This window comes from Aurantibacillus circumpalustris (assembly GCF_029625215.1).
In the GTDB taxonomy this organism is placed as follows: Bacteria; Bacteroidota; Bacteroidia; order B-17B0; family Aurantibacillaceae; genus Aurantibacillus; species Aurantibacillus circumpalustris.
In genome coordinates, this window is record NZ_CP121197.1 from 19,593 (window position 1) to 44,450 (window position 24,858).

The 24,858-nt window shown below is 35.1% G+C and carries 22 protein-coding genes and 1 tRNA gene; 10 read left to right on the forward strand and 13 right to left on the reverse strand.

The genetic code is table 11. From position 1 onward, the window contains the following. Window positions 1-127 precede the first annotated feature (127 nt). Entirely contained in the window at window positions 128-1,393 is a 1,266-nt protein-coding gene (locus P2086_RS00075) for a sensor histidine kinase (RefSeq protein ID WP_317898377.1), read from the forward strand. Then, window positions 1,383-1,808 (forward strand): response regulator, encoded by a 426-nt coding sequence (locus P2086_RS00080; RefSeq protein ID WP_317898378.1) that lies wholly within the window; start codon window positions 1,383-1,385, stop codon window positions 1,806-1,808. Before P2086_RS00075 ends, P2086_RS00080 begins: the two co-directional genes overlap by 11 nt. 110 nt (window positions 1,809-1,918) lie before the next feature. Here the strand turns inward: P2086_RS00080 and P2086_RS00085 are convergent. Further along, window positions 1,919-1,992 (reverse strand) — tRNA-Arg (locus tag P2086_RS00085). A 124-nt stretch (window positions 1,993-2,116) separates the two neighbouring features. On the opposite strand from P2086_RS00085, the gene P2086_RS00090 reads away from it, so the two are divergent. Next, on the forward strand, window positions 2,117-2,926 hold the full coding sequence (locus tag P2086_RS00090; protein ID WP_317898379.1) for a 2,3,4,5-tetrahydropyridine-2,6-dicarboxylate N-succinyltransferase: 810 nt from the start codon (window positions 2,117-2,119) through the stop codon (window positions 2,924-2,926). Between the two features lie 80 nt (window positions 2,927-3,006). Here the strand turns inward: P2086_RS00090 and cmk are convergent, their stop codons facing one another. After that, window positions 3,007-3,723, reverse strand: a complete 717-nt coding sequence (gene cmk, locus P2086_RS00095; protein ID WP_317898380.1) for a (d)CMP kinase — start codon at window positions 3,721-3,723, stop codon at window positions 3,007-3,009. Window positions 3,724-3,918: 195 nt separating this feature from the next. Here cmk and P2086_RS00100 point away from each other — a divergent pair, with 195 nt between their 5' ends. After that, window positions 3,919-5,190: an adenylosuccinate synthase gene (locus P2086_RS00100; RefSeq protein ID WP_317898381.1), complete on the forward strand. Its 1,272-nt coding sequence runs from the start codon at window positions 3,919-3,921 to the stop codon at window positions 5,188-5,190. 355 nt (window positions 5,191-5,545) lie between these two features. Here the strand turns inward: P2086_RS00100 and lgt are convergent, their stop codons facing one another. Beyond that, window positions 5,546-6,412 carry a prolipoprotein diacylglyceryl transferase gene (gene lgt / locus P2086_RS00105; protein WP_317898382.1) on the reverse strand — a complete coding sequence of 289 codons (867 nt, stop codon included), beginning with the start codon at window positions 6,410-6,412 and terminating at the stop codon, window positions 5,546-5,548. A 34-nt stretch (window positions 6,413-6,446) separates the two neighbouring features. Here lgt and purN point away from each other — a divergent pair, with 34 nt between their 5' ends. Then, the gene (gene purN / locus P2086_RS00110; RefSeq protein WP_317898383.1) at window positions 6,447-7,103 is read left to right on the forward strand and encodes a phosphoribosylglycinamide formyltransferase; all 657 of its coding nucleotides are present in this window, start codon (window positions 6,447-6,449) and stop codon (window positions 7,101-7,103) included. A gap of 105 nt (window positions 7,104-7,208) precedes the next feature. Here purN and P2086_RS00115 read toward each other — a convergent pair whose 3' ends face one another. Beyond that, a complete protein-coding gene (locus tag P2086_RS00115; protein WP_317898384.1) occupies window positions 7,209-9,248 on the reverse strand; it encodes an OmpA family protein in 2,040 nt (679 codons plus the stop codon). A 255-nt stretch (window positions 9,249-9,503) separates the two neighbouring features. On the opposite strand from P2086_RS00115, the gene P2086_RS00120 reads away from it, so the two are divergent. Next, window positions 9,504-10,208: a hypothetical protein gene (locus tag P2086_RS00120; protein WP_317898385.1), complete on the forward strand. Its 705-nt coding sequence runs from the start codon at window positions 9,504-9,506 to the stop codon at window positions 10,206-10,208. Between the two features lie 47 nt (window positions 10,209-10,255). Then, window positions 10,256-11,224 carry an MBL fold metallo-hydrolase gene (locus tag P2086_RS00125; protein WP_317898386.1) on the forward strand — a complete coding sequence of 323 codons (969 nt, stop codon included), beginning with the start codon at window positions 10,256-10,258 and terminating at the stop codon, window positions 11,222-11,224. Window positions 11,225-11,286: 62 nt separating this feature from the next. Here P2086_RS00125 and P2086_RS00130 read toward each other — a convergent pair whose 3' ends face one another. From P2086_RS00130 to P2086_RS00145, 4 genes are all read right to left on the reverse strand, one after another. Continuing rightward, the gene (locus tag P2086_RS00130) at window positions 11,287-12,357 is read right to left on the reverse strand and encodes a branched-chain amino acid aminotransferase (RefSeq protein WP_317898387.1); all 1,071 of its coding nucleotides are present in this window, start codon (window positions 12,355-12,357) and stop codon (window positions 11,287-11,289) included. Between the two features lie 122 nt (window positions 12,358-12,479). Continuing rightward, the gene (locus P2086_RS00135; RefSeq protein ID WP_317898388.1) at window positions 12,480-12,734 is read right to left on the reverse strand and encodes a hypothetical protein; all 255 of its coding nucleotides are present in this window, start codon (window positions 12,732-12,734) and stop codon (window positions 12,480-12,482) included. Then, entirely contained in the window at window positions 12,727-13,113 is a 387-nt protein-coding gene (locus tag P2086_RS00140) for a phage holin family protein (RefSeq protein WP_317898389.1), read from the reverse strand. The genes P2086_RS00135 and P2086_RS00140 overlap by 8 nt, the downstream gene beginning before the upstream one ends. A 12-nt stretch (window positions 13,114-13,125) precedes the next feature. Next, window positions 13,126-13,350, reverse strand: a complete 225-nt coding sequence (locus P2086_RS00145) for a YtxH domain-containing protein (RefSeq protein WP_317898390.1) — start codon at window positions 13,348-13,350, stop codon at window positions 13,126-13,128. A 161-nt stretch (window positions 13,351-13,511) separates the two neighbouring features. Between P2086_RS00145 and P2086_RS00150 the strand changes: the two genes are divergently transcribed. Beyond that, window positions 13,512-14,510 (forward strand): AI-2E family transporter, encoded by a 999-nt coding sequence (locus P2086_RS00150; protein ID WP_317898391.1) that lies wholly within the window; start codon window positions 13,512-13,514, stop codon window positions 14,508-14,510. Between the two features lie 44 nt (window positions 14,511-14,554). On the opposite strand, the gene P2086_RS00155 is transcribed toward P2086_RS00150, so the two are convergent. The 5 genes from P2086_RS00155 to P2086_RS00175 form a co-directional block, all read right to left on the reverse strand. Further along, window positions 14,555-15,304, reverse strand: coding sequence for a UDP-2,3-diacylglucosamine diphosphatase (locus P2086_RS00155; protein ID WP_317898392.1), 750 nt, complete (start codon window positions 15,302-15,304; stop codon window positions 14,555-14,557). Then, on the reverse strand, window positions 15,304-18,384 hold the full coding sequence (locus tag P2086_RS00160) for a M1 family metallopeptidase (protein ID WP_317898393.1): 3,081 nt from the start codon (window positions 18,382-18,384) through the stop codon (window positions 15,304-15,306). The genes P2086_RS00155 and P2086_RS00160 overlap by 1 nt, the downstream gene beginning before the upstream one ends. A 4-nt stretch (window positions 18,385-18,388) precedes the next feature. Beyond that, window positions 18,389-19,513: a redoxin domain-containing protein gene (locus tag P2086_RS00165; protein WP_317898394.1), complete on the reverse strand. Its 1,125-nt coding sequence runs from the start codon at window positions 19,511-19,513 to the stop codon at window positions 18,389-18,391. A gap of 27 nt (window positions 19,514-19,540) precedes the next feature. Then, window positions 19,541-20,989, reverse strand: coding sequence for an Asp-tRNA(Asn)/Glu-tRNA(Gln) amidotransferase subunit GatB (gene gatB / locus P2086_RS00170; protein ID WP_317898395.1), 1,449 nt, complete (start codon window positions 20,987-20,989; stop codon window positions 19,541-19,543). A gap of 202 nt (window positions 20,990-21,191) precedes the next feature. Then, complete coding sequence (locus tag P2086_RS00175; RefSeq protein WP_317898396.1) at window positions 21,192-21,767, reverse strand: hypothetical protein; 576 nt, start codon at window positions 21,765-21,767, stop codon at window positions 21,192-21,194. Window positions 21,768-21,879: 112 nt separating this feature from the next. Here P2086_RS00175 and P2086_RS00180 point away from each other — a divergent pair, with 112 nt between their 5' ends. Both P2086_RS00180 and prmC read left to right on the forward strand, forming a co-directional pair. After that, a complete protein-coding gene (locus P2086_RS00180; RefSeq protein WP_317898397.1) occupies window positions 21,880-23,997 on the forward strand; it encodes a S8 family serine peptidase in 2,118 nt (705 codons plus the stop codon). Then, a complete protein-coding gene (prmC, locus tag P2086_RS00185; RefSeq protein WP_317898398.1) occupies window positions 23,997-24,854 on the forward strand; it encodes a peptide chain release factor N(5)-glutamine methyltransferase in 858 nt (285 codons plus the stop codon). The genes P2086_RS00180 and prmC overlap by 1 nt, the downstream gene beginning before the upstream one ends. Window positions 24,855-24,858 lie beyond the last annotated feature (4 nt).

The following is a 24,858-nucleotide window of genomic DNA, read 5'->3' on the forward strand; positions in this document are numbered from 1 at the left end:
TTAGCTTACTTTCATTTTTTTATTATTAAATTGTAACTTAGTCTTACTCAACTCGTATTAACATAAACAGACCCCATCTTGAATTCGTTAAACATCACATGTAACGGAATCTAACGTTTAGCAATATATGTACGCAACTACTGTTGAAAATATCTATATAAGGGAGCGCATAATAAGTAAGTTTTGGCCACTTGCTTCCTTAGTATTAATAGTGTTTATATTCGATTCCTTTTTTATTTCTAATGATTACTTAACTGGCTGGCTCCACCTGGTTAATTTAGTGCTTTTATCTGTTTCGCTTTCGGTTTGTTTAAACAGAAAAAAAATTTTACTCGCTTGTAATATTCTTTCTGGAATAGGCATGATTACCATTCTCTCATTTCTTTTTACTGGCGGTCCGGCAAATGCTGGTTTCTGGTGGTCGATCGTTTATGTTATTGGTGTTTTTCTGGTGACAACAAAAAAATGGGCTATTTTCTGGCTTTCATTATACATATTACTCACATTCATTGTTGTATTACTTTCTTTAAACAAAATAGTGACCATACTGTATAGCGTTGAGGAACTTGTTCATTTACTATTTGTTTTTATGGCCACCTTTGCTTTTGTTTATTATTTTAACCAGGTAAACGAAAAGTATCTGAGACTTGCCAACGAACGTGCTGAAGAGCTCTCACATCTTAACAAAGATTTAATTTCATTAAATAAAGAATTAGAAGAGTTTGCTTATGTGGCCTCGCACGATCTTCAAGAGCCACTGCAGACAATTCAAAATTTTACGGGATTGTTGGATAAACAATATAGAGGGAAGTTGGGTGAAGACACTGATCAATACTTTCAATTTATAATAAATGCCTCCTCTAAAATGAAAACACTTATTAAAGAGTTACTAGATTTATCAAGGGTTGGAAGAAATCTTGCTGTTACGATAGTTGATTGTAATAAGGTATTGAACGAAGTTTTATCAGATATGAAACTTTCAATTGACCAGAGCGGCGCAAAAATAGTTTCATCCACACTTCCGAAAATTAGCGGTAGCGAAACAGAACTTAAACAGTTATTCCAAAATTTAATAAGTAATGCTTTAAAATTTGCAAAAAAAAATTCGACCCCACATTTAGAAATCACTTTTGAAGAAAAAGAAGACAACTACCTTTTTTCATTTAAAGACAATGGTATTGGAGTAGATGAAAAATACAAAAATAGAATTTTTATTATCTTTCAACGCTTGCACACGGCAGATGAGTACCCCGGAATAGGAATCGGACTGGCGGTTTGTAAAAAAATAATCGACGCGCATCGGGGCAAAATATGGCTTGAATCTGTTCCTGATTCAGGCTGTAATTTTTATTTCACACTTCCTAAACTAAATTTGGTTAATAATGGAAACTGATTCTGCAAAACCACATATCAATTGTATCCTTCTGATAGACGATGATTTGGCTGGCAATGCATTTCATATTATTATCATTAAGAATTCAGGAGTTTGCAAACATGTAAAAACAGCTAACAATGGCCGCAAAGCACTCGAATATATTCTCAAATCAGAAGAATCTTCCGAATCTTTTCCTAAACCAGACTTAATTTATCTGGATATTAATATGCCAGGAATGAACGGATTTGAATTTCTTGACGAATATAAAAAGTTAGATACTAAATATAGTGAGCAATCTGCCATTATTATGCTTAGCACTTCATTAAATCCTGAAGATAAAAAGCGCGCCTTAGAAGTTAAAGAAGTTGTGGGATTTCAAAATAAACCATTAACTGAGGAGTCACTAAAGGAAACAATAAAAAAACATTTCTAATAAAGGAATAATTAAAGCCGTGTAGAGAATTGCTGCGGGTGTAAATATGAAAAGCCATTTTATAAAAAACCCCAAACTATTGCTAGTAAGGGGTTTGGATTCTTTGATCGTGGTACCGTAGGGAGTCGAACCCCAAACCTCCTCATCCGTAGTGAGGTGCTCTATCCAGTTGAGCTACGGAACCGTAAAATCAGGTTGCAAATATACGGTTTTTTCTAAAATACAAGCAATTTTATTGAATTCTGATGCAAAATAATTACTTACTTTGTCCTTATTCACTGGGTTTTTTTTCCCACAAATACTTTATTATGCAGAAAATTATTGAAGCCGCTTGGCAGGACAGAAGCTTATTACAAGACAAACATACCGTAGCTACTATTAATGAAGTTGTTGAACAACTAGATCTGGGGAAATTACGTGTAGCGGAACCATTGGCAGACGGTAGCTGGCAAGTAAACGAGTGGGTAAAAAAAGCGGTAATCTTATATTTTCCAACACGCAAAATGACCACCTTCGAGGTTGGTCCAATGGAGTTTCACGACAAAATGGCTTTAAAAACAAATTATGCAGGACTTGGCGTGCGCGTTGTGCCCCATGCTATTGCGCGTTACGGGGCTTACCTAGCAAGTGGTGTAATTATGATGCCAAGTTATGTAAACATTGGAGCTTACGTTGATTCAGGAACCATGGTAGATACCTGGGCAACTGTAGGAAGCTGCGCTCAAATTGGAAAAAATGTGCATTTAAGTGGCGGCGTTGGTATTGGCGGTGTATTAGAGCCAGTGCAAGCTGCGCCAGTAATTATTGAAGACGATTGTTTTATTGGATCACGTTGTATTGTAGTGGAAGGCGTGCGTGTTGGAAAAGAAGCGGTTTTGGGAGCTAATGTTGTTCTAACTCAATCAACAAAAATCATTGATGTCAGCGGACCAACACCTATAGAAACAAAAGGCTACGTGGCAGAGCGCAGTGTTGTGATTCCTGGAAGCTATACTAAAAAATTTCCTGCAGGTGAATTTCAAGTGCCTTGTGCTCTAATTATTGGAAAGCGTAAAGCAAGTACTGATCTTAAGACATCATTAAATGATGCGTTAAGAGAACATAATGTAGCGGTTTAATACAATTCAAAATTTTAAAATTCAAGATTCAAAGTCAGTTTAGTTCTTTGAATTTTGAACCTTGAATTTTCGATTTTGAATCAATGATGTGATTGCTCTTCTCTTGAAATGTAGTGTAAATCTGCAATCAATTTAAGAACAAATTCTAATTGCTCTTCTTTGCTAAGATCGCTATTGTCCAATACCACAGCATCTTCAGCTTGTGTTAGTGGACTTTCTTCGCGGCTGATATCCGCCATGTCACGTTTTAATAAACTCATTTCCACTTCATCAATGGTGAAATATTGTCCTTTACTGCTAAATTCGACTTGTCTCCTTTTGGCGCGAACCTCCGGATCAGCAATCATAAATAACTTTAGTTCTGCTTTTGGAAAAACTTCAGTACCTATATCCCTTCCATCTAAAACCACTGCCTTCTTTTTGCCCATCTGCCTTTGCGAAGCCACCATTTTTTCACGAACCTCTTTTACTGCACTTACTTTGCTAACCAGATCACTTACTTCCATGGTTCTGATTTCTCTCTCAACATTTTCGCCATTTAAAATAACATCCGAATTATGAGTTGTGGGATTAAGCTCAAATTCCACATCAATTAATGGAAGGACATTAATCATTTCCTCTTTGTTGAGATTTTTGTTTTCGTCAAAAAGATCGTGTCTTAAGGCGTATAAAGCAACTGCTCTATACATAGCCCCTGTATCTATGTAATTATAACCCAATTTATGTGCCAAAGATTTTGCAAGTGTACTCTTACCGCAACTGCTGTATCCATCAATGGCTATGGTTATTTTTTGCATAGCCCTAAATTTACAAATTTATCTGTAATGCCATTCTTTTTCTTGCATCTGTTAAGCAAAATAATACCCGAATTTTAGACGAAATAATATGATTTTGAGCTAAATTTAGCTCTGCCTTCTAATTTTAAAAAGTTATTAAAAAACACCTGCATTGCTTGCCTTTTATGGTAAATTTGTCCCTTAATTTTTTGTATTATGAGCAAAGCGGATGTATTGTTAGGATTGCAATGGGGTGATGAAGGAAAAGGTAAAATTGTGGATGTATTAACTCCCAATTATGACATTATTGCAAGGTTCCAGGGAGGACCAAATGCCGGTCACACATTGGAGTTTAACGGTATAAAACATGTGCTGCACACAATTCCAAGTGGAATCTTTCATCCAACAGCCATCAACATTGTTGGTAACGGTGTTGTAATCGATCCTGTTATTTTCAAAAAAGAAATTGACGCTCTTTTAAAACTAGGCGTGGATGTAAAATCAAAATTAATCATTAGTAAACGTGCTCATTTAATACTTCCAACACATCGTTTAATTGATGCTGCCAGCGAAGCTTCTAAGGGAAAAAATAAAATTGGCTCTACCTTAAAAGGAATTGGTCCAACGTATATGGATAAAACTGGTCGTAACGGTTTGCGTATTGGCGACATTGAAACAAACGAATTCAGAGAAAAATACGATGCACTTGTAGAAAAACATAAACAACTTTTATCGTATCACAATTACGAGTACAATTTAGCAGAACTTGAACCAGCTTGGTTTGAGGCTATTGAGTCTTTGAAAAACTTACAATTTGTTGAGAGCGAGCATTACTTAAACAATGCCATGTTAGCAGGAAAAAAAGTATTGTGCGAAGGCGCTCAAGGAAGTTTATTGGACATTGATTTTGGATCGTATCCATTTGTTACCAGCAGTAACACCATTTGTGCAGGCGCTTGTAACGGACTAGGAATTCCACCAAATAAAATTGGGAACGTGATTGGTATTTTTAAAGCGTATTGCACGCGCGTTGGCAGTGGCCCTTTTCCAACAGAATTAGAAAACGAAACCGGAGAACGGATGCGTCAAGAAGGCAGAGAGTTTGGAAGTACTACAGGTAGACCACGCCGTACTGGCTGGTTAGACATTCCTGCTTTAAAATATGCGGTGATGGTAAACGGTGTTACTGAATTAATGATGATGAAAGCAGATGTGTTAAGTATTTTTGATGAAATTGAAATCTGTACACACTATGAACACAATGGTGAGAAAATAGATTATCTTCCTTACAATATTGATCCCGCATATTTAAAACCAATTACGATTAAAGTAAAAGGCTGGAATGTAGATTTAACAGCTATTGACAGTAAAGATAAATTACCAGCTGCTTTAATGGAGTATGTGAAGTTTATTGAAAAAGCTGTGAGTACACCCATTTCAATTGTTTCGGTTGGACCGGATAGAAAACAGACTATTCGAATGAATTAAATTTACTATTGATAAAAAAACTGAAAGGCAGAATTTAATTATTCTGCCTTTTTTGTTTCAATAGGTTTATATAAAACCCTTCGAAAAGAAGTTTAGGAAGTTTATCTAGATCAAACTGGAAAAATTAAAGCTAAGGTATAATATGAATGAGTGCATTTACATATTCAGGTTTTCGTGCCAGGGACGCGAAAGATTTAGCTCTTTTTCAAACGCTTTAACAAATAAAGCGAACAAGCGTTTGAAAAAAGCCACGGCAAAAGTTTGACAAACTTTTGAACGAGATAGTGTTATTGCAGCGAAGCCTGTAGCGGCCCGCTCGAGCGCCAAAAAAAGAAAAGCGACTATTTAAAGTTAGCTACTCTGCCTTTTCTATTTCAATACGTTTATAAGAATTCGGTTCGTGTTTGTATGAACGAATAATCATAAAAATTCCGACAAGAATAAATGGAATACTTAGCCATTGACCCATGTTAAGCGCCATGCTATCTTCAAAGGCAGACTGATTCTCTTTAAAAAACTCATCTACAAAACGCTCAATGAATAACAACACGCACATCATTCCAAACATAAATCCCGGACCAACTGTATCGCGTTTGTTTTTCCAAAACCAAAACATAAAAATAAATAAGAAAAAACAATAGATGGCTTCGTAAAGTTGTGCTGGGTGGCGAGGCTGATTATCTTCTTGTAAAAAAATAAAAGCCCAAGGAACGTCGGTTACTTTGCCTATGATTTCACTATTGATAAGATTTCCTAGACGAATGCTCATACTTGCTAAAGGCACCACAATTACTAATCGGTCAAAAAGCCATAACCAATTTTCTTTTGTCTTACGGCAATATAAAATCATTGCAGTAAGAATCCCAATTGCTCCACCGTGACTTGCTAATCCACCTTCATAGATTTTAAGCATGTTTAAAGGATGTGAAAGATAACCTTCTTGAATAAGAATTCCTGTTGTGGTGTATTCATCGAACCATGGTCCGTAAAATAAACAATGTCCGAATCTGGCTCCAAGAATAGTACCAACAATTATGTAAAGCGTTAACGTATCAAGATCTTTATCTGTTCGGCCTTCTTTTCTATAAACCTTGTTCATAAAATAGAAGCTTCCGATAAAAGCAAGTGCCCACATTAAGCCATACCAGCGCACCGGCCAATCAATTCCAGGGATTGTAAAGATTTCTGGTGCAGGATTCCAGGTGATGAAGTTTAAAATCATAGAAAGTAAAAATAAAGATTTTAAATGGTGAATTATGTATATAAAATGTGATTTCCGTTCCAATTTTAATAATTATTGTGTTATAGCTCATTATCATTTCGTGTTTAAAATTTATATTTTTGCGGCCATGATTAATGCAGCCATATTTGCGAGTGGAGAAGGAACCAACGCAGAAAATTTGTTTATACATTTTGCAAATGACCCACGCATAAAAATAAAATTAGTTGTTACCAATAAGGATGACGCTGGAATTGTAGTACGCGCAGAAAAACACAAAAAAAATGTGCAGATTGTGAGCAAAGCTGCTTTAGAAAATTACTCAGATAAACTCATTGAATTTTTACAAGTTGAAAAAATTGATCTGATTATTTTAGCAGGATTTTTATTAAAAATACCAGAGGCTTTTATTAAAGCATTTCCAAATAAAATTATTAACCTTCACCCTGCCCTACTCCCAAAATATGGTGGAGCTGGCATGTATGGCATGCGTGTTCACACAGCTGTAATTGATAACAAAGAAAAAGAAAGTGGAATTACGGTACATTTTGTGAATGAAGAGTATGATAAGGGTGAAATTATTTTACAGGTGAAAACGTTAGTTACCGAAAACGAAACACCTGAAAGCTTGGCGAAAAAAATACAACAACTAGAGTTTGAGTATTTGCCGAAAGCGGTGGAAAAGTTTCTATGACTCCAACAAAAACTAAACCACATAAGGAACATAAGCGCATATAAGGTCTTCTTAAACATCAACCTTATGTTTCTTATATGTCTTATGTGGTTAAAATTGAAAACACTACTTAGACAAAATCTGAAATTCCGTTCTCCTGTTTTTTGCGCGACCTTCTTCTGAAGTATTGTCGGCTATTGGTTTATTTTGTCCGAATCCCTTTGCGAGAATTCTTTTGCCATCAATACCAAATTCTTCTATCATCGCCTTTACTGAAAAAGCACGATTTGTACTCAAAGCCTCATTGTCTTTAGAGTTACCAACATTATCGGTGTGACCTTGAATCTCCACTTTTATTTTTGGATTTTCTTTCAAATACTGCGCAAAATTTTCAAGAATAATTCTACTTTCTTCCTTTAGTTCAGCACTATTGGTAGTATACAAAATATTATCGATCACAAAACGACCACCTTCTTTTGCTTCTTTCACCTCAATGTTTATTACAACGGGCTCAACTTCAATGGGCGGAACATCTTTTACTTTAATAATTTTTACATTAAACGCGACGTCATCTTTTTTTACCGTAACAACCAGATCGTTTTTCTTACTCTTTACTGCAATCATGTATTCACCACTTGTGCTATCAACAGTTGCATAAGAAATTTGCTTTGTTTTACTGTCCTTAATTTCTATCACAGCACCACTGACTTGATTCCCTGCACTATCAGTCACATTGCCTTTTACAAATGAAATCTGTTGCGGCCGCGCTTCCTTATATAAATCAAAACCGTACAGATCGTAACGTCCAACTCCTCGGCCTCTTACTTTTCCTTCGTCGAAACTAAAAAAGTAACCTGTCTTTGTATCGCTACTTACGAAAAACCCTGTGTCGTCAGTGTATCCATTAATTGGTGAACCAATATTTTCTGGTTCTTCCCATTCTCCTTTTTCGTTTTTACGCGAGAAAAAAATATCATAGGCACCAAAACCATAATGACCTGTACTACTGAAATAAAGCGTTTCGCTGTCACTGTGAATAAATGGAGTTTTTTCATCTCCACCTGTGTTAATACTTGGACCAAGATTTTGAGGTTTGCTCCACTGCCCTGTTTTTGGATCCTTTTTCGTGTAGTACAAATCAATACCGCCATAACCTCCCGGTCTATCGCTTGCAAAATAAAGCGTGAGACCATCTGAAGCAATACTTGGTTGACTATCCCAATACTTCATATCGTTTACATTCGCACTCAATTTTCGAATATCGCTCCAATAGCCATTTGCGAAGTCACTCACGTACAAATCACAATTTGGCTGGGGCATTCCTTCTTGACGCATCATGGCAAAGTAAAGTGTTTTGTTATCGATAGAAATGCTACAACCTCCTTGATTATCCTCCGTCGTATTAAAGGGTGCCAACATAGGTTCACCACCGTTAAATTGTCCTGTTTTGTCACGTAATGCAATCATAAACACTTCCTTTTCTGCATCACTAGCAGAAACACGGTTCAAATTTCTTACAGGAAGTCGTCTTACAAAATAACAGCTTTTATCGTCAGGAGAAATGTAGGCGAGATACTCATCTCGTTCTGTTGAGACACCTGTTATTACTTTTGGATCGAACTGCACATTTTTTTTGAGACCCATTTCTTTTTTTGCAGAGCGCACCATCATTTTTGCATTGTACATTTCCCCTTCCCATTCCTTTCCGAATTTTTTTTCGTCCTCGTCTTTAAAGGCCATAAATTTTTGAAGGTATTTTATGGCGGAATCGTTCATTCTCTTTTCATAATAGTCAAATCCAATATAATAATAAGGTTCGCTATGGATTTGCGGACAATTGGCTATGGCTTTATAAAAAAAAGGAGTTGCAACACTAAAAGGTTTGTTATCGATTTTTGCTGTAGCAATAAACTCAAGGCCAGCGGCAAGAAATGCTTCTGGAAAATCTTCATCAAGCGCTAAGGCTTTTTTGAGAAACTCCATTCTTTCTGGTTTCTTATATTTTTTCCTATCTATACCTTTTTCATAATTTGAAATGGCTTTTTTATCGACGTTTTCGTTACACCATTTTTTCTCTGGTTTAGCTTCCTCATCCTGAGCGTAAAGGAAGGTTGTGCCAAAAATAAAAAAAAGAAGATATAGTGATTTTGCTGTTTTTAAAGTCATAACCAAATGTAAAATTTTGACATAACTAAATTACTCACAATTTCGAAGGTTGTTTACCATGCAGTGTTAAAAAGCCTGAAGAAATAGAGGCTATTTTTAGAATTAGGAATTTAAAGCCTAGAACAGTAAATCCATTTAAATATAATATTTATGCAAATCACATGATTCATGCCAGAATTGCGAAATTGTGTTAATTGAATACCACTTTTATTTTTAAGTCGTTATCCTTGTAAACAAATCTTAAACCTAAACCCAATGAAAAATTCTTTAATTCTTGCCAGTCTATTTTGCCTGAGTGTATCTTACGGACAAATAAAAAGTGGGAATGTTTTTTTTGGCCCTAGTATAAAGTTCTCTACAAACGATCAATCAAATGAATCTCTCCCTAACAATCAAAATCAATCTAAAAACTCTTCAGTTGGATTTGATAGTTATTTACGAGCTGGTTATTTTCTTAAAGATAATTTTGTAGTTGGTCTTATGGGTGGTTACGGAGCATCGTCTGCAAAGTATGAGCAAAAAGGTATTGACTATACTCGAAACGGTAAGGATTATTCAAACTCTACTTCTTTTGGTGTTTTTACACGCTTATATAAATTAACGAATCAAAATAAACTTGGCGTGTTTGGTCAATTAACTGCGACCTATGGCTTCGGAAAAAGCAACTCAACGAGCATTTCTGAGTCGAGTATTTATCCTAGCATGACAAATAAATGGACTGGTGAAGGTGACCAATGGGGTCTTAACGTTGGACTGCAAACGGGTCTTGTTTATTTCATCACGGAAAAAATTGGCATTGAAATGTCATTTGGCAATTTATATTATAACAATTCAACAAATCAATCATACAGTAACGGAGTAAAAACAATTAAAACGAAAAGCAGTGGATTAAACTTAGACTTAGGTTTAAGATCATTGTACCTTGGCTTTAATATTTATTTTGGTGGGAAAAAAGCTTAAGAAAAGTTTGATTATTTTTTCAGTTTGTTTTTATTAATATTGATCTCATGTTAACGAGATCACTTTTTTTATTTTCTGGGCTACTTTTATTTTCTTGCAATTCTAGTATTGATAGAATAGAAAAAACAAATTCTTTAAAAGATACGATTACTTCACTTTCTTTAATTGTTCTTGGAACAGTTCAGGATGGTGGATCTCCGCACATTGGCTGCAATAAAAACTGTTGCGAAAAATTATTTTCCAATCCTGACAAAAACAGAAAAGTAGTTTCACTTGGAGTTATCGATTCTGAAAACAAAAAAAACTATCTTTTCGAAGCTACACCTGATATGACTTCACAGTTGCGTATGCTTCAAGATAATTCAACTTTCAAATCCTCTGATATACCAGATGGTGTTTTTTTGAGTCATGCGCATATTGGACATTATTCAGGACTCATGTATTTTGGAAAAGAAGCCATGAACTCAAACGGAGTAAAGGTTTATACCATGCCTCGCATGAAAACATTTCTTGAAACCAACGGCCCGTGGAGTCAATTGGTAAGTTTAAATAACATTCAAATTCAAACTATAACAGATACAGAGAGCATACAACTTTCATCTGCCTTAAAAGTCACTCCTTTTCTTGTTCCTCACAGAGATGAGTTTTCAGAAACGGTTGGATATAGAATTGAAGGTCCAAATAAAAAAGTGATGTTTATTCCTGATATTGACAAATGGAGTAAATGGAACAAAGATATTGTTGAAGAAATTAAAACAGTAGACTATGCATTTGTAGATGCAACATTTTTTGATGGGCAGGAAATACAAAACAGAGATATTTCACAAATACCACATCCATTTGTCATTGAGAGCATGGAACTTTTTAAAATGCTTCCAGAAAAAGAAAAGAATAAAATTTATTTTATACACTTTAACCACACGAATCCTCTGCTTAATAAAGAGAGTGCGGCATACAAAGAAGTTCTTAAAAACGGATTTCATGTCGCAGAAATTGGAACTGTATTCTCTTTGTAATTAGAAGGAACCAAGAGGCACAAAAAAACCGACTCTTTAGAAGTCGGTTTTTTTAGTTTAAATTATGAAGGCACCTTCATCATCCAGTTATATTTATCTTCTAATTTACCTTTGCGAATACTTCTTAAAGTATCATCTACTTTCGTAGAAAACTTACGCTCAGAAACAGGAGGCAATGCATAATCTTTTCCATTATGACCAATACCGATAATTTGCGCAATCGTTGCCGCTGTACCACAACCAAAAACTTCTTTTAAGGTTTTGTTCTCAATGGCTTCAAACACTTCTTTAATGCTTACTTTACGTTCTTCAACTTTCATTCCCCATTCTTTTGCAAGCATTAAAACAGAACTACGGGTTACACCATCTAGAATTGTATCGCTTAATCCTGGAGTTAAAAGTGTGTCCCCAATTACAAACATCACGTTCATGGTGCCGCTTTCTTCAAAATACTGTTGTGTTTCGCTATCAGTCCAAATTACTTGCTGATACCCTTTTTGCTGGGCTAATTTTGCGGGATATAAACTTCTGCCATAATTACCAGCTGCTTTTACAAAACCCACACCACCTTTTACAGCGCGGTAATAATTTGTTTCTACCAATACTTTAATTGGCTCGCTGTAATATTTACCAGCAGGACAAGTAATGATTACAAATTTGTAAGTATCACTTATTTTTACACCTATGGCTTCATCGGTTGCGATTAAAAAAGGACGGATGTATAAACTTCCTGTTTCGCTAGAAGGCACCCAAGATGAGTCGAGGCGAATTAATTCCATTAAACCGTTCATGAATAAATCTTCAGGAATTTCAGGCATTGCCATGCGGATGGCACTTTTATTTAAGCGTTTAAAATTATCAGGTGCGCGAAAAATAGATACTTCCCCTTTTTCGTTTTTATAAGCCTTCATCCCTTCAAAGATTGCCTGACCATAATGCAATGAACTCATAGCATAACTCATAGGCATATCTTGATAAGGCATTATTGAAGCGTTTTGCCATTTACCATCAGAATATTCTGCTACAAGCATGTGATCGCTAAAACATTTTCCAAAAGGCACATTATTAATATCGTATTCCGAAACTCGGCTTTTTTTAATTTTCTCTACTTTAATGTCAATAGTTCCCGTCATAATCTTTAGTGTTAGTTTAACAAATAACTACATTATTTTCGAAATTGCAAATAAATTAGGTGTGAATTAGCATATTTTTAAACATTAATTGATGCTCTAAAACTTGCATTATTGCAGGAAAATCAGAGAATATCCTTTAAAATATTAGAAAAAACGTTTTTACCGACTCTTTTCGCAAAATTTATAAGTGATTTCAGCGCTGTACCTTTTAATGCAGAAGATACCAAACCAATAACTGCAGTTGCAACAAGTTCTTCAGGCAACTTTTTAATACGCGAAGATAATTCGATTTCCTGCAGTTTAATTCGCGTTCGCACTAAGCGTTCTTGCTGTTCAAGTTCTGCTAGCGAAGTTATATTTACATTTTGCTTACTCATCGTCTTTACTTAAGTCGGTTTCTACTGCAGAGCGTTCGAAGAAGATTCTAATTACTAAATCAATAATTCTTTTTGATAATATTTGTTTATTCACTACAAGAAACATTAACAACAACAAACAATAAATGCCGGCCACAATGCTAAAACCCTTAAATGTACTGCCTGTTAGCTCAGCAAAATAATAACCACCCATTATGCTTACAAAAAGCAAAATAAAAAAAGTGAATAAAGCTACAACAGCTATTGTAACAAAAGCGGACATTAACTTACCTGACTTTTCTGCTGTTTGTATTTTTAAAAGCAGTATACGATCATCCACGTAATTTGTGAATAATCCATAAGTTTCCTCTAAAAAATTTTCCTTATTTTCCTCCATCATAGTTTAGTGTTATCAAACTTGAGTATTTTCTTTTGAGTCTTCGCTTTTTACAAAATCAGTAAATTCTGATTCAAACTCTTTAAAGTTTTTTTTTAGATCTTCGGCTAAATCACCGGCTTGATCTTTTAACTTTTTAACAAGTTCTTTTCCTTTATCGGTAGAGTAAAGAGCAACTATTGCGGCACCAACCAAAGCACCAGCTCCAAACGCTAAAAATAGTTTTGATTTCTTGTCCATATCTCCTGCCTTTCTCGATTATTTTATTTAAAATTACTAAAAATTACCGTAGAAATCAATCTAGTTCTTAAATGGAGACCCCACGACTTAGTTCAAATAAAATAAACAAATCCTTCTTCCTATCAATAATTATTGTATTTGCTGCACTTCTTCTATTTTCCATGCGTGAATTTTTTACTGCGTTTTTAGGAAGCGTCATGTTTTATGTGCTTTTCAAACCGTGGATGGAAAATTTAGTAAATAAAAGAAAATGGAAAAAAAGCCGAGCTGCTATACTTATTGTCATTGTATCTTTCTTTATCATCATGCTTCCCATTATTGCTTTCTCCAGTTTAATTTTTAATAAAGTAGCACCATTTATTTCACACCCTGAAATATTAAAAAATTACATCCTCGGAATTCAACACAAATTTAATGTCATTATTCTTTCAAAGAAAAATATTGAAGAAATTCAAAGCTACGCAACCGGCATGGTTTCAAATATCCTCAACATGGGTCTTACGTTATTTTCGTCTATCACCATGATGTATTTCTTTCTATATTTTTTACTTGTAAGCGTGGGAAGACTGGAAGCCACTATTGTTTTATACCTTCCTTTTGATAAACGTAAAATACTATTATTTGGGTCTGAATTAAAAGCGCAAACATTTAGCAATGCCATTGGTGTTCCTCTTATAGCGGTGACCCAAGGTATCAGTGCCTTTGTGGCGTACTACATTGCAGGTGTTCCTGAAGCTGCTTTTTGGGGCATACTTACGGGTTTCGCGTCAATCATTCCAATTGTTGGTACTGGAATTATTTGGGTTCCAATTTGTGCGTATCTATTCTTCGCTGGTAACACCTGGCAGGGATTTGCAGTACTGGGGTGGAGCGCCTTAATTATGGGTAGTGCAGACAATGTTATTCGTTTTATGCTTGCAAAACGCATGGCCGATGTGCATCCCGTAATTACGGTACTTGGTGTAATCATGGGTTTAAATTACATGGGGGTTCCGGGACTTATTTTTGGACCCTTATTAATTTCTTACTTTGTGATTTTGGTTAAAATATATTATTCCACTTACCGAAAACATACCGTGGAAAGGTCTGAAAAAGATGCTACACTTCACATTGGCGTGCCATTTATTTATCAGAAAAAATTTACGCAGAAAAAACAATAAAAAGGGCAAGAATCAAGACCTAAGATACAAGATTCAAGACTGCCTTAACTTTCGAAGGTTTTCAACTCCATTTTTTCGCCATCAAAAACTGCATACGTATTGTATTGAATCCATTCGCCTAAATTAATATACCGAGCTCTTCCTTCAATATCCAAATCAAGTGGTAAATGACGGTGACCGAAGACAAAAAAATCAACTTTATTTTCCTTAAGATAGTCTCTGCTATATAAATACAACCACTCGTTCTCTGCCCCTAAAAATTTTTCATCCTCGTTACCCGTTGCTTCTTTTTTTCGTTTGCTGCTTTGTTTTGCGATGTAAAAAGCGAAATTCGGATGTAAGCGACTAAAGAGCCACTGACATGTTTTACTTGCAAATATTTTACGTAAGAGTTTATACCAATTATCTCCAGGCCCTAAACCGTCACCGTGTCCGATATAAAATATTTTATCGTTAAAAGTTTTTGTTATTGGTTTGTGATGAATGCTCACGTTTAACTCTTCAATAAAATAATCTTTCATCCAAAGGTCGTGGTTTCCAACGAAAAAATGGACTGGAATCCCTGCATCGGTAAGCTCTGCAATCTTTCCTATCAAACGTACAGTGCCTTTAGGAACAGTGTATTTGTATTCGTACCAAAAATCAAAAAGATCGCCGACCAAAAAAATTTCTGCCGCGTCGTGCTTAATGCTATCCAACCATTTACAAACAAGCTTTTCACGTTTTAAGCTGCTCTCACGTGAAGGAACTCCCAAATGAAAATCGGATGCGAAATATATTTTTTTATTGCTCACTAAAAAAAACTGTTTTGTAAAATACTTTTAATGCCCAATTTATGAATATTAAATGTAAAGCGTATGGTATTTGGAAAACTTACTTTATTTAGATCCAGTGTTTTTTTGATATCCGTGTTGTAAACCAATGGAATATAGACTTCTATGATATCGTTCCAAAACACCAAATTAAATCCTGCATCCCACAAAAATTTATCGTTTAATAAAGAACGTCCATCACACACAACCAAGTCTCCAAACACCCGGATAAATTTAAAAGCACGCGGTGATTTAATATTCACAGAAGTTAGCCATTCAGCGCTTTGCCCGAGTGGGGTCCATATTTTTAAAGCGCCATCTTTTTCTATAAACTGACTAAAACCAAATCCACCTCTTTCATTCCTCGCAACATAATTACCATCGAACATATAATCATGCCAACCGTTATAACCACTTGCTCTAAAGGCATAATATCCTCGTTCATTGGAATTCCCTGCAAGAAAAGCTCCTGCAAAAACGCGTAAATCGATGCTGTGTTTTTTGTTTAATGCGATTTTATAATTCAAGGCACCTGAAATCTTGGCCATAGAAGAAGTATGCTGTAGGCTGATATTAAAACTAAATGGGTCTATAGCTCGTGCGTTTTTTAAATCATAATTTAATTGGTTCACAAAAGAATACTCGGTTTTTTTCTTAAGACCTTCACCCGTTACAAATGCTTTCGTATCAAGGCTATCTACAAGTAAATTGGTATTGCTGTATGTTATAAATTGAGAAATATGACTGAGAGGATTTTTCTTTTTGAGTTCAAACTTTACGTAAGGAGCTATTTTATAAAAATTTAAAGGCAGGTCCTGGTAATTCGTACTTAAGATTTCATTCACAAACTTCGTTTTAAACTGATCATAAGCAAAGGTTTTAGCTTTTGCGCCAATAGTTATTTGTTGGAAAACTTTTTTAGGATAGGCGTTATAATTAAACTCTAAAAATCCAACGGGTGTTTTTGTATTAAAAGCAAACATGGGTGCGATTAAATACTCAAAACGTCGTTCATAAAACCCGTAATTATGAAAAGCCATACCCACCATAGCACCGTTATAATAATTTCCGGCAATCATGGGAATGTAATTAATATTGGTGCGAGATGGTTCTTCAAATCTACTTAGAAAACTTAAACGCAATGGACGTGATCGTTTAAACAAACCCTGCGCTTTAATGATATTGTTTTTACGATTGATGTCAGGCATTCTATTTTGTCCGTCAATTTTAAAATGATCTACCTCAGCACTTGTTATAGTTATCTCACGTTTGTTTTCAAAACCATCATACCATTTTACGTCAATAGGAGTATTAGTTTTATCATAACTTGTGATATTGAAAGGCAATATTGCATTGGTTTTGTTTTTAAGTGTGAGCGTATACCCACCTTCTTTTTTAAGTTTAACCTTAGTGATTTTATAATCAATCTTAGCGGTCGAATAAATTAAATGCTTTTGAAAATCGTTCAGGTCTTTTCCTGAAAACTCATTGAGCGTTTTAAAAAAATCATTGGGAGAAGGGTGCTTAAATTTATAAGTTTCAAAGTAGCTATGCATGGCTTTATCGAGAACATTTTCGCCCATGTAATCCATTAAATAATCTAAGACCAGTGCGCTTTTTCCGTAAACAATTGCACCGTAATTTGATTCGGTAAAATCTGTTGACGCTAAGAAAATTTCTTGATCTGTTCTTTTTCGTATAGCCGAATAAAAAGGAAGTTCTTGATATTTCCAAAAAGGAAATTTATTTAGGCCAAATAATTTAAAAGTAGAATCTTTTTGAATGAAGGCCCCTAATTTTTTTTCAGGATAGTTTGTGCGCATATATCTTAACTCAACAAACGAATTTACTCCTTCATCTAAAAAAGGATGATCGCGTTCGTTGCTTCCAAGAATCCCATAAAACCAATTATGTCCTACTTCGTGTGCAATTACCATGTCGAGTTCTATGGCAGACGAAACGTCTCCTATAACGGTAATATTTGGATACTCCATTCCTCCGCCAGCCATAATGCTCCCATCTAAAGCGCTAACATTGTTATATGGATAATCGCCATTATGCAAAGAATAAAAAACGGTAGACTTTCCAATATAAGTAATGGCATCTTTCCAAAACTCTAAATTCTTTGGTGTGAAGTATACCCAGGTATTTACTTTCCGTTTACTTTCTGGAAGTTCGACCGAATCACGCATCACATAAAAACGTTTATCTGCAAACCAGGCAAAATCGTGTACCTGTGATTGTCTAAAACGAATCGTCTTAAATAGTTTTGTAGATACTGGCGTAGAAAAAGAAGATTCATCCTGTTTATCTTTCGGACTTTTCTCGATTGCCTTTAGCGTTTCATTTATTTTTTTATTTAGAAAATCTTCTTCGTCACTGTTTGATTCTTTATCACCCGTTGCACATAAAACATAGTTATCCGGCAAGGTAATTTTCACATCAAAACTTCCAAACTCGCTAAAAAATTCCCCTTGATCAAGATAAGGCATTTGATGCCAACCTTTTCTGTCATATACCGCAGGCTTTGGATACCATTGCGTCATGTAATAAGCCTGATTGGTATGACCTAATCGTGAAAACTTTGCATCAGGAATTTTTAGAAAAAATGGTGTAGTAATAATGATACTGTCTGATGGCCGTATTGGTTCATTCAAAATAAGTTTACAAATATCAATGTGTTCTTTATCGTATTCCCATTTAATGAGTTTACCATTTACTTTAAAATCAAGACTGTCAAGGTATCCGCGTTCTTCGGGTTTAGAATAATAAAAATCGGTTTTACCTTGCCACAACAATTGTTTAGCTAATGCAGTAGAACTGTTTTTGTAAGCATTTGGCCAGAGGTGAAAATAGATCACATCCAGAGCTTGCTGAGAATTATTCACATACTTAATTTCCTCGAAAGCTCGTAAGCTATGGTTCTCATCATTAAGCGCAACGTCTAATTTATAATCTATACGTTGTTGAAAATAACTTTGTTGGCTAACTACAAAATTGTGGTTAAAAAAAAGCGCTAAGTATAAAACCAAGCGCCAATTTTTTTTCGATTTAAATTTCATTTTTTTAGTTTAAAACTTCAGCGAGCTTTTTTTCTAATTCTTCGCCTCGAAGATTTTTTGCAATTATTTTACCTTCCTTGTCTAATAAAACAGTGTATGGAATCCCTTGAATATTGTACAATCTAACCACACTGCTTTCCCATTGCTTTAAGTCGCTTACTTGTGGCCAGGTAATGCCATCTTTAGCAATAGCCTCTACCCAACGTTCTCCTTCTTTATCCAAAGAAACACCAAAAATTTCAAATCCTTTATTTTTAAATTTTGCATAAGCCTTTACTACGTTCGGCATTTCTTTACGACAAGGACCGCACCAGCTCGCCCAAAAATCAACCAACACTACTTTCCCTTTAAGTGAACTTAATGCAATTTCTTTGCCTTCTGGTGAGTTTAAAATAATGTCTGGCGCAACTTGTCCAATAGCAGTAGCTTGCATAGAACTAACCACGCTGTGAAACATTTTTACATTATTATCGTTAGGAAATTTTTTAGAAAGTCCTTCATCCAACAGTTTATAGATATCTGGATACTTATCCGGCTCTAGTGCTTGCACAGCAATTAATGACGAGTACATCGATGCATTCTTTTTTAATTTATCGATTACTAAATCACTCGAAGCACTAACAATTGCATTATATGGTGCTTCAAAAATTTGACTAAGAGAGTCCATCTTTTTTGAATCCATTTTACTTCCCTCCATCACAATTTGAAACGCTTTGTTTAAAGAATCGAGTCGCAAATCACGTGCTTTAGAAATCTCATTGTACTCCATAAACAATTTTGTTTCTTCAGAGCCTTCCACTTTATAACTGTTTCCTAAATCATTGACGTTACCAGTTATTCTAATTTTGACAGCCGAATCTAAAACCAACATAGCAAAATTTTGAGCATTTATTTTCACTCTATAGAAACCAATTTTAGGTTGATAATTCGCAAACTCAAAATCTCCTTTTTCATCAATAACCACACTATCAATAAGAACTGGTTGTGCACTACTTAATTTTTCAAGGTAAACGGTTTCACCTTTTGAATTAGAAAAATTTCCTTTTAATTCAAAGCTTCCGTCGCTTTTAGAGGGGTTGCATGAAGCCAGTAATGCAAGAGTTCCAAGGCAGATAATCGATTTATACATATTCTATTTATTTTTAGATGAAGCTATTTATTTTTCTAAGGTTTCTTTTACTAACTGATTTAATAATTTCGGATCTGCTTTTCCTTTACTCAATTTCATTACTTCTCCAACAAACATACCCAATAAACCTACTTTTCCATTTTTGTATTCAGCGATTTTTTCAGGAAATTTAGAAAGCGCCGTGTCTATTAAACCTTGCAATTCATTGCTATCACTGTTTTGAATGAGATCTTTTTGTTTGGCAATTTCTTCAGCAGTAGCAGACGGATTCTCAATAAGAGCAGGGAATATAGTTTGAGAAGCAACAGAGTTACTTACTTTACCGGAATCAATTAGTTGAATAATCTCGGCAATTTTCTCAGGCGATAAAGTAAACTCAGAAAAATTTAAAGCGCGTTCATTCAGGTAAGATCTAATCGGACCTATGATCCAGTTTGCCCCACCTTTATAATTAGAAGTATGTTTAACAAGTTCGTTAAAATACATGGCCACTTCTTTGGATTCAATAATTTGAAGTGCATCGTATTCACTTAACTTATATTTTTCGGTATAGGTTTTAAATAATTCGGCCGGAAGTGTTGGCAGAACTGCTTTAATTTTATTTATGTATTCTTGAGTGATGTAAACAGGTTGTAAATCTGGTTCAGGAAAATAACGGTAATCGTTTGCGTTTTCTTTACTTCTCAAACTAAAGGTAAGATCATTTACTGCGTCGAAACTACGTGTCTCTCCTGAAATTTCTCCACCTTCCTCTAATAAATCAATCTGACGTTTAATTTCAAAATCGATTGCGCGTTGCACATTACGGAAGGAGTTCATGTTTTTAACTTCCACTTTTTTTCCAAAGGTTTTAGAACCTTTTTTCATTACTGAAATATTGGCGTCACAACGTAATGAACCTTCCTCCATGTTACCGTCACAAATTCCAAGGTAACGGACAAGTTTTCTAACTTCTGTCATGTATGCGTAAGCTTCTTCACCACTTTTTATTTCAGGTTCAGAAACTATCTCTAACAAAGGTGTTCCTGCACGGTTAAGGTCTATAAGCGTTTCAAAAGGATCAATATCGTGCAAACTTTTACCAGCATCTTCTTCCATGTGAATACGTGTAAGGTTTACCTTTTTCTCGACTCCATCTAACTTATAGCTAACATAACCGCCTGTACAAATAGGGGTTTTATCCTGCGTTATCTGATAACCTTTTGGAAGATCGGCATAGAAATAATTTTTACGCGCGAATTGATTTTCTTCGCGGATATCAGAGTTTACAGCGATTCCCAACTTAACGGCAAATTCAATTGCTCGTTCATTCACTACAGGCAAAGTGCCGGGATGACCCAATGTAACCACGCTAACATGTGAATTTGGCAATCCACCATACTCTGCAATATCGTTGCTGTACATTTTGGTTTTTGTAAGCAATTGTATGTGACACTCTAAACCTATTACCGGCTCGTATTTATCGTAAACACTCATAAATTTGAAGGTCTAAAGATACAATTTTTTAGATTTAAACAATTGCCAATTAAAACAAAAGAATACTTGCTTTTTTAACCACAAAGAGCTCAAAGTGTTGCGCAAAGGACACAAAGAATTAACATTGACTTTGTGTTTCTTCGTGTCTGCTTTGTGTTCTTTGTGGTTTCTGTTCTTTATAAGCGCACAGGGGGGGCAAAGATTATTGCAGAAAATAAATGGGATGTGCAGTATTGTATTTTCTAATGTAGGTATACATTTGTTCTTTCTGCTTTCTTTTTGAAAGTTTTTTGTACTCGTCGTAAAGGGTTTTGTCGGGCTCCAACAAATCTTCAGCATTTTTCTGATTAAACTCCTTAATAGAACCGTCGTAATAATTCATAATAAGCTCACTAATAATTGTTCTAGTAGTCGATCCTCCAGCCCCACCAAAACGTGGGTCATAAAAGCCAGGTGTTTGCACTGTTAAAGTCGCTATAAAATAGGAAATGCTACCAAATACAGGCACCCTGCGAAACTCGCCTTCGTAATTTATATAAAACGTATTGTTTTGCATGTAGCCCCAAACAGTCTCCGTTTCTACATTAATAGTTTCTTCGTTTTCTTTATAAGAAAATTGCCTTTTGTAAACAACTTTAGTCAAAAATTCCAATTGGTCCTTATCAAGTGTAGAGACAATTTGCTCCTTTCTCAAACTTTTATTCATTCGAAAATCCTGATAGCTTAAATAAATTCCGTCTTGAAGACGCTTATCTTGCATGTATAAAATACTATCCATTTGAGAGAATGATTTTAAGCTGAAAAACAAGAAGATTAGTATAAGCCAAGGGTTCCGAATCATGGACCAAAGTTCGTTTTTTTTAGCTAATTTTAATGTTATTTAAAACCAAATGCGTTTATTTTTAGTTTTTTTATTTCTTTTGGAAGGTCTCGTTGCTAATTCTCAATCGAGTCATTTCAGCAATGCACTTAAAGTTAAACTTTCTGAAAAAAATAATCCCAATGTTTTATACACCGTCTTCGTGCAAGGGGATATTGCAAAACTTAAAACCCACGAAAAAGAAGGTGCTTATACCCTAAACTATTCTTCTGGAAACATTGCTTCTATTCGCTGCAATGCTGCGGCACTTTCTTACCTTATTACCAATAAAATAATTTCTTACGCCGAGCTACCTCAACCTAAAATAAGGCCGTTAAACGATACAATGGTTTACCGCAACCGTATTAAACCTGTTAAGCTTGGTGCCGTGCCGCTTAATCAGCCTTATAATGGATCTGGTATTGTGCTTGGCTTTATTGATACTGGTATTGACATTGCACATGGGGATTTTAAAGATGCGCAAGGAAATACACGCATTAAATTTTTATGGGATCAGGTGGCGACTGTGGGACCAACCGTGCCATCACCTTATAATTATGGCATAGAGTGGACAGACGCCGATATTAATGCTAATCAATGTACCCATAGTGATATGCCTCATTTTGGTCACGGTACACAAGTGGCAGGCATTGGAGCTGGTAATGGACTCGCTAATAATACGCATGAAGGTTGTGCCTCCAAGGCTGATATCATTATGGTGGCGCAAAATTTTAATTTACCAGGTTCAACAGCAGACGCCGTGCAATACATTTTTAATAAAGCTACTTTGCTTAGCAAACCTTGTGTTATAAATGCAAGCGTTGGTGATTATTACGGTAGTCACGACGGAACTGACTTGGAAGCAAAACTTATTGAAAGTATGTTGGTTAATATTCCTGGAAGAGTAATGGTAGCTGCGGTTGGAAACGCGGGTCATGTTAAATTTCATACAAAAACCCAATGCGTATCAAACGATACCAGTTTTACCTGGTTAACAAATAATCAAAGTCAAATTGACTATTGGTTTTATGGAGACACTATGCAGATAAAAAATTTGCAAATTAGTATTGGTGCCAACCGAACTAACTATTCAGATCTTGGAAGAATCTCGTTTAAAAATTACAATTACGGATTGAACACTATTCAGTATGATACTTTAAAACACAATGGGAACCGCATTGGAATAATTCAGAATTCTTCCAGCATAAATAATTATGGTGTTTACGAAATGTATGTACACATAGATGCTGATACAAATAATTTATTGTGGCGAATAGAAACAAAAGGTTCAGGAACACACCATGCATGGAATTTTGATTTTGTGTCCTCTGGTTTACCCACGCTTAGCCAATATCCAAAAATGGCGTATTATATTGCACCAGATACCATGTACAGTATGGTAAGCAGTTATCAATGTAGCGACGAGGTAATTACTGTTGGAAACTACGTCAACCTAAAACGTTACTACGATGTGAATGATACCTTAAGAACATTACCTGAAACTGCTGGAGCCTTATTTGGAACCAGTAGCAGCGGACCGACACGTGATGGTAGAATTAAACCGGATATTAATGCAACAGGTCACGCTGTTTTCACTGCATTGGTAACTGGCATGCAAGCAAATCTAATTACTAACGCTCCGCAAGTTGTTGCTCAAGGAAGTCTTCATGTGCGGGGTGGCGGAAGTTCAGCAGCATCACCTGTGGTTGCTGGATTAGCGGCCTTATATTTAGAAGCGCATCCGTTGGCAACCAACCAACAAGTTAAAACAGCTATCACTCAATGCGCTTTTAGCGATTTTTATACAGGCACCGTTCCAAATTATGCTTGGGGATATGGCAAGTTGGATGGCCTTGCTGCTATGACATGCGGAGAAAATTTAGTTGGTATCAAAAATATTTCGAGAGAATCGATAAACTATTTTCCAAATCCTTTTAATGATGTTGTGAGTATTGAAACCCCTACTCCACTTACAGGAAAAATTTATGTTTATTCAACAGATGGAAAATTGATGCTACAAGAACCCTTTCAAGGAAAAACACATGAACTTAATTTCTCAAAATTAACTAGTTCTTATTCTACTTTGTATTTAATTCAAATAACAGGAGAAGAAAAAAATTACAGCTTTAAACTTATTCGCAATCCTTAATGAGAATAAGCGGCAATAAACTCAAACACCTCGTTGATTTTTTCCAATCAGAACTCAGAGGCATTTATCCTGACAGTGAAATTGAAGCCATGATGCTTTTTGCGATGGAAAGTATTTTAGGATATTCAAAAACAGAAACCTATCAAAAATTAGAAGAAAACATTAATCAAAGTGATTTATTAAAATTATACGATTGCGCTAAGGATCTTAAAAAACATATTCCATTGCAATATATATTAGGAGAAACCTGGTTTTACAATCTTAAATTTAAAGTCAATAAACACGTTTTAATTCCACGTCCCGAAACGGAAGAACTAGTGGAACTTGTTTTAAAAGAGAACAAAGGAAACTTGAGCATTCTTGATATTGGAACCGGCAGCGGATGTATTCCTATTACACTTAAAAACAATTTAAAAGAGTCAGCCGTATCAGCTTGTGATATCAGTAAAGACGCTTTGGATCTTGCGAAAAAAAATGCAGAATTAAATGAAACCACAATTGATTTTTTCGCTACTGATATTTTAAAAAATCAAATTAATAATCAGTTCGATATAATTATCAGTAATCCTCCATATATAAAGGAAAAAGAAAAAGAGCTAATGGAAAAAAATGTTTTGGATCATGAACCTCATTTAGCGCTTTTTGTAAAAGGAGAAGATTCGATTATTTTCTACAAAAAAATAATTGATCTCTGCTCCACTTCTCTTTCAAAAAAAGGAAAACTATATTTTGAACTTAATCCTTTAACTGCCGAGGCTGTTGAAGAATACGCGAAAAATTCTAATCTGTTTGAAAATACACATCTTATTAAAGACATGAGTGGAGCTTTGCGTTTTTTTAAAGGAATTAAAAACTAAATTC

Excerpts from the sequence above, each read along its gene's own strand:
- P2086_RS00075 (WP_317898377.1), top strand. The coding sequence starts at position 128 with ATGTACGCAACTACTGTTGAAAATATCTATATAAGGGAGCGCATAATA.
- P2086_RS00080 (WP_317898378.1), top strand. The coding sequence starts at position 1,383 with ATGGAAACTGATTCTGCAAAACCACATATCAATTGTATCCTTCTGATA.
- P2086_RS00090 (WP_317898379.1), top strand. The coding sequence starts at position 2,117 with ATGCAGAAAATTATTGAAGCCGCTTGGCAGGACAGAAGCTTATTACAA.
- cmk (WP_317898380.1), bottom strand. The coding sequence starts at position 3,723 with ATGCAAAAAATAACCATAGCCATTGATGGATACAGCAGTTGCGGTAAG.
- P2086_RS00100 (WP_317898381.1), top strand. The coding sequence starts at position 3,919 with ATGAGCAAAGCGGATGTATTGTTAGGATTGCAATGGGGTGATGAAGGA.
- lgt (WP_317898382.1), bottom strand. The coding sequence starts at position 6,412 with ATGATTTTAAACTTCATCACCTGGAATCCTGCACCAGAAATCTTTACA.
- purN (WP_317898383.1), top strand. The coding sequence starts at position 6,447 with ATGTATATAAAATGTGATTTCCGTTCCAATTTTAATAATTATTGTGTT.
- P2086_RS00115 (WP_317898384.1), bottom strand. The coding sequence starts at position 9,248 with ATGACTTTAAAAACAGCAAAATCACTATATCTTCTTTTTTTTATTTTT.
- P2086_RS00120 (WP_317898385.1), top strand. The coding sequence starts at position 9,504 with ATGAAAAATTCTTTAATTCTTGCCAGTCTATTTTGCCTGAGTGTATCT.
- P2086_RS00125 (WP_317898386.1), top strand. The coding sequence starts at position 10,256 with ATGTTAACGAGATCACTTTTTTTATTTTCTGGGCTACTTTTATTTTCT.
- P2086_RS00130 (WP_317898387.1), bottom strand. The coding sequence starts at position 12,357 with ATGACGGGAACTATTGACATTAAAGTAGAGAAAATTAAAAAAAGCCGA.
- P2086_RS00135 (WP_317898388.1), bottom strand. The coding sequence starts at position 12,734 with ATGAGTAAGCAAAATGTAAATATAACTTCGCTAGCAGAACTTGAACAG.
- P2086_RS00140 (WP_317898389.1), bottom strand. The coding sequence starts at position 13,113 with ATGATGGAGGAAAATAAGGAAAATTTTTTAGAGGAAACTTATGGATTA.
- P2086_RS00145 (WP_317898390.1), bottom strand. The coding sequence starts at position 13,350 with ATGGACAAGAAATCAAAACTATTTTTAGCGTTTGGAGCTGGTGCTTTG.
- P2086_RS00150 (WP_317898391.1), top strand. The coding sequence starts at position 13,512 with ATGCGTGAATTTTTTACTGCGTTTTTAGGAAGCGTCATGTTTTATGTG.
- P2086_RS00160 (WP_317898393.1), bottom strand. The coding sequence starts at position 18,384 with ATGAAATTTAAATCGAAAAAAAATTGGCGCTTGGTTTTATACTTAGCG.
- P2086_RS00165 (WP_317898394.1), bottom strand. The coding sequence starts at position 19,513 with ATGTATAAATCGATTATCTGCCTTGGAACTCTTGCATTACTGGCTTCA.
- gatB (WP_317898395.1), bottom strand. The coding sequence starts at position 20,989 with ATGAGTGTTTACGATAAATACGAGCCGGTAATAGGTTTAGAGTGTCAC.
- P2086_RS00175 (WP_317898396.1), bottom strand. The coding sequence starts at position 21,767 with ATGGATAGTATTTTATACATGCAAGATAAGCGTCTTCAAGACGGAATT.
- P2086_RS00180 (WP_317898397.1), top strand. The coding sequence starts at position 21,880 with ATGCGTTTATTTTTAGTTTTTTTATTTCTTTTGGAAGGTCTCGTTGCT.
- prmC (WP_317898398.1), top strand. The coding sequence starts at position 23,997 with ATGAGAATAAGCGGCAATAAACTCAAACACCTCGTTGATTTTTTCCAA.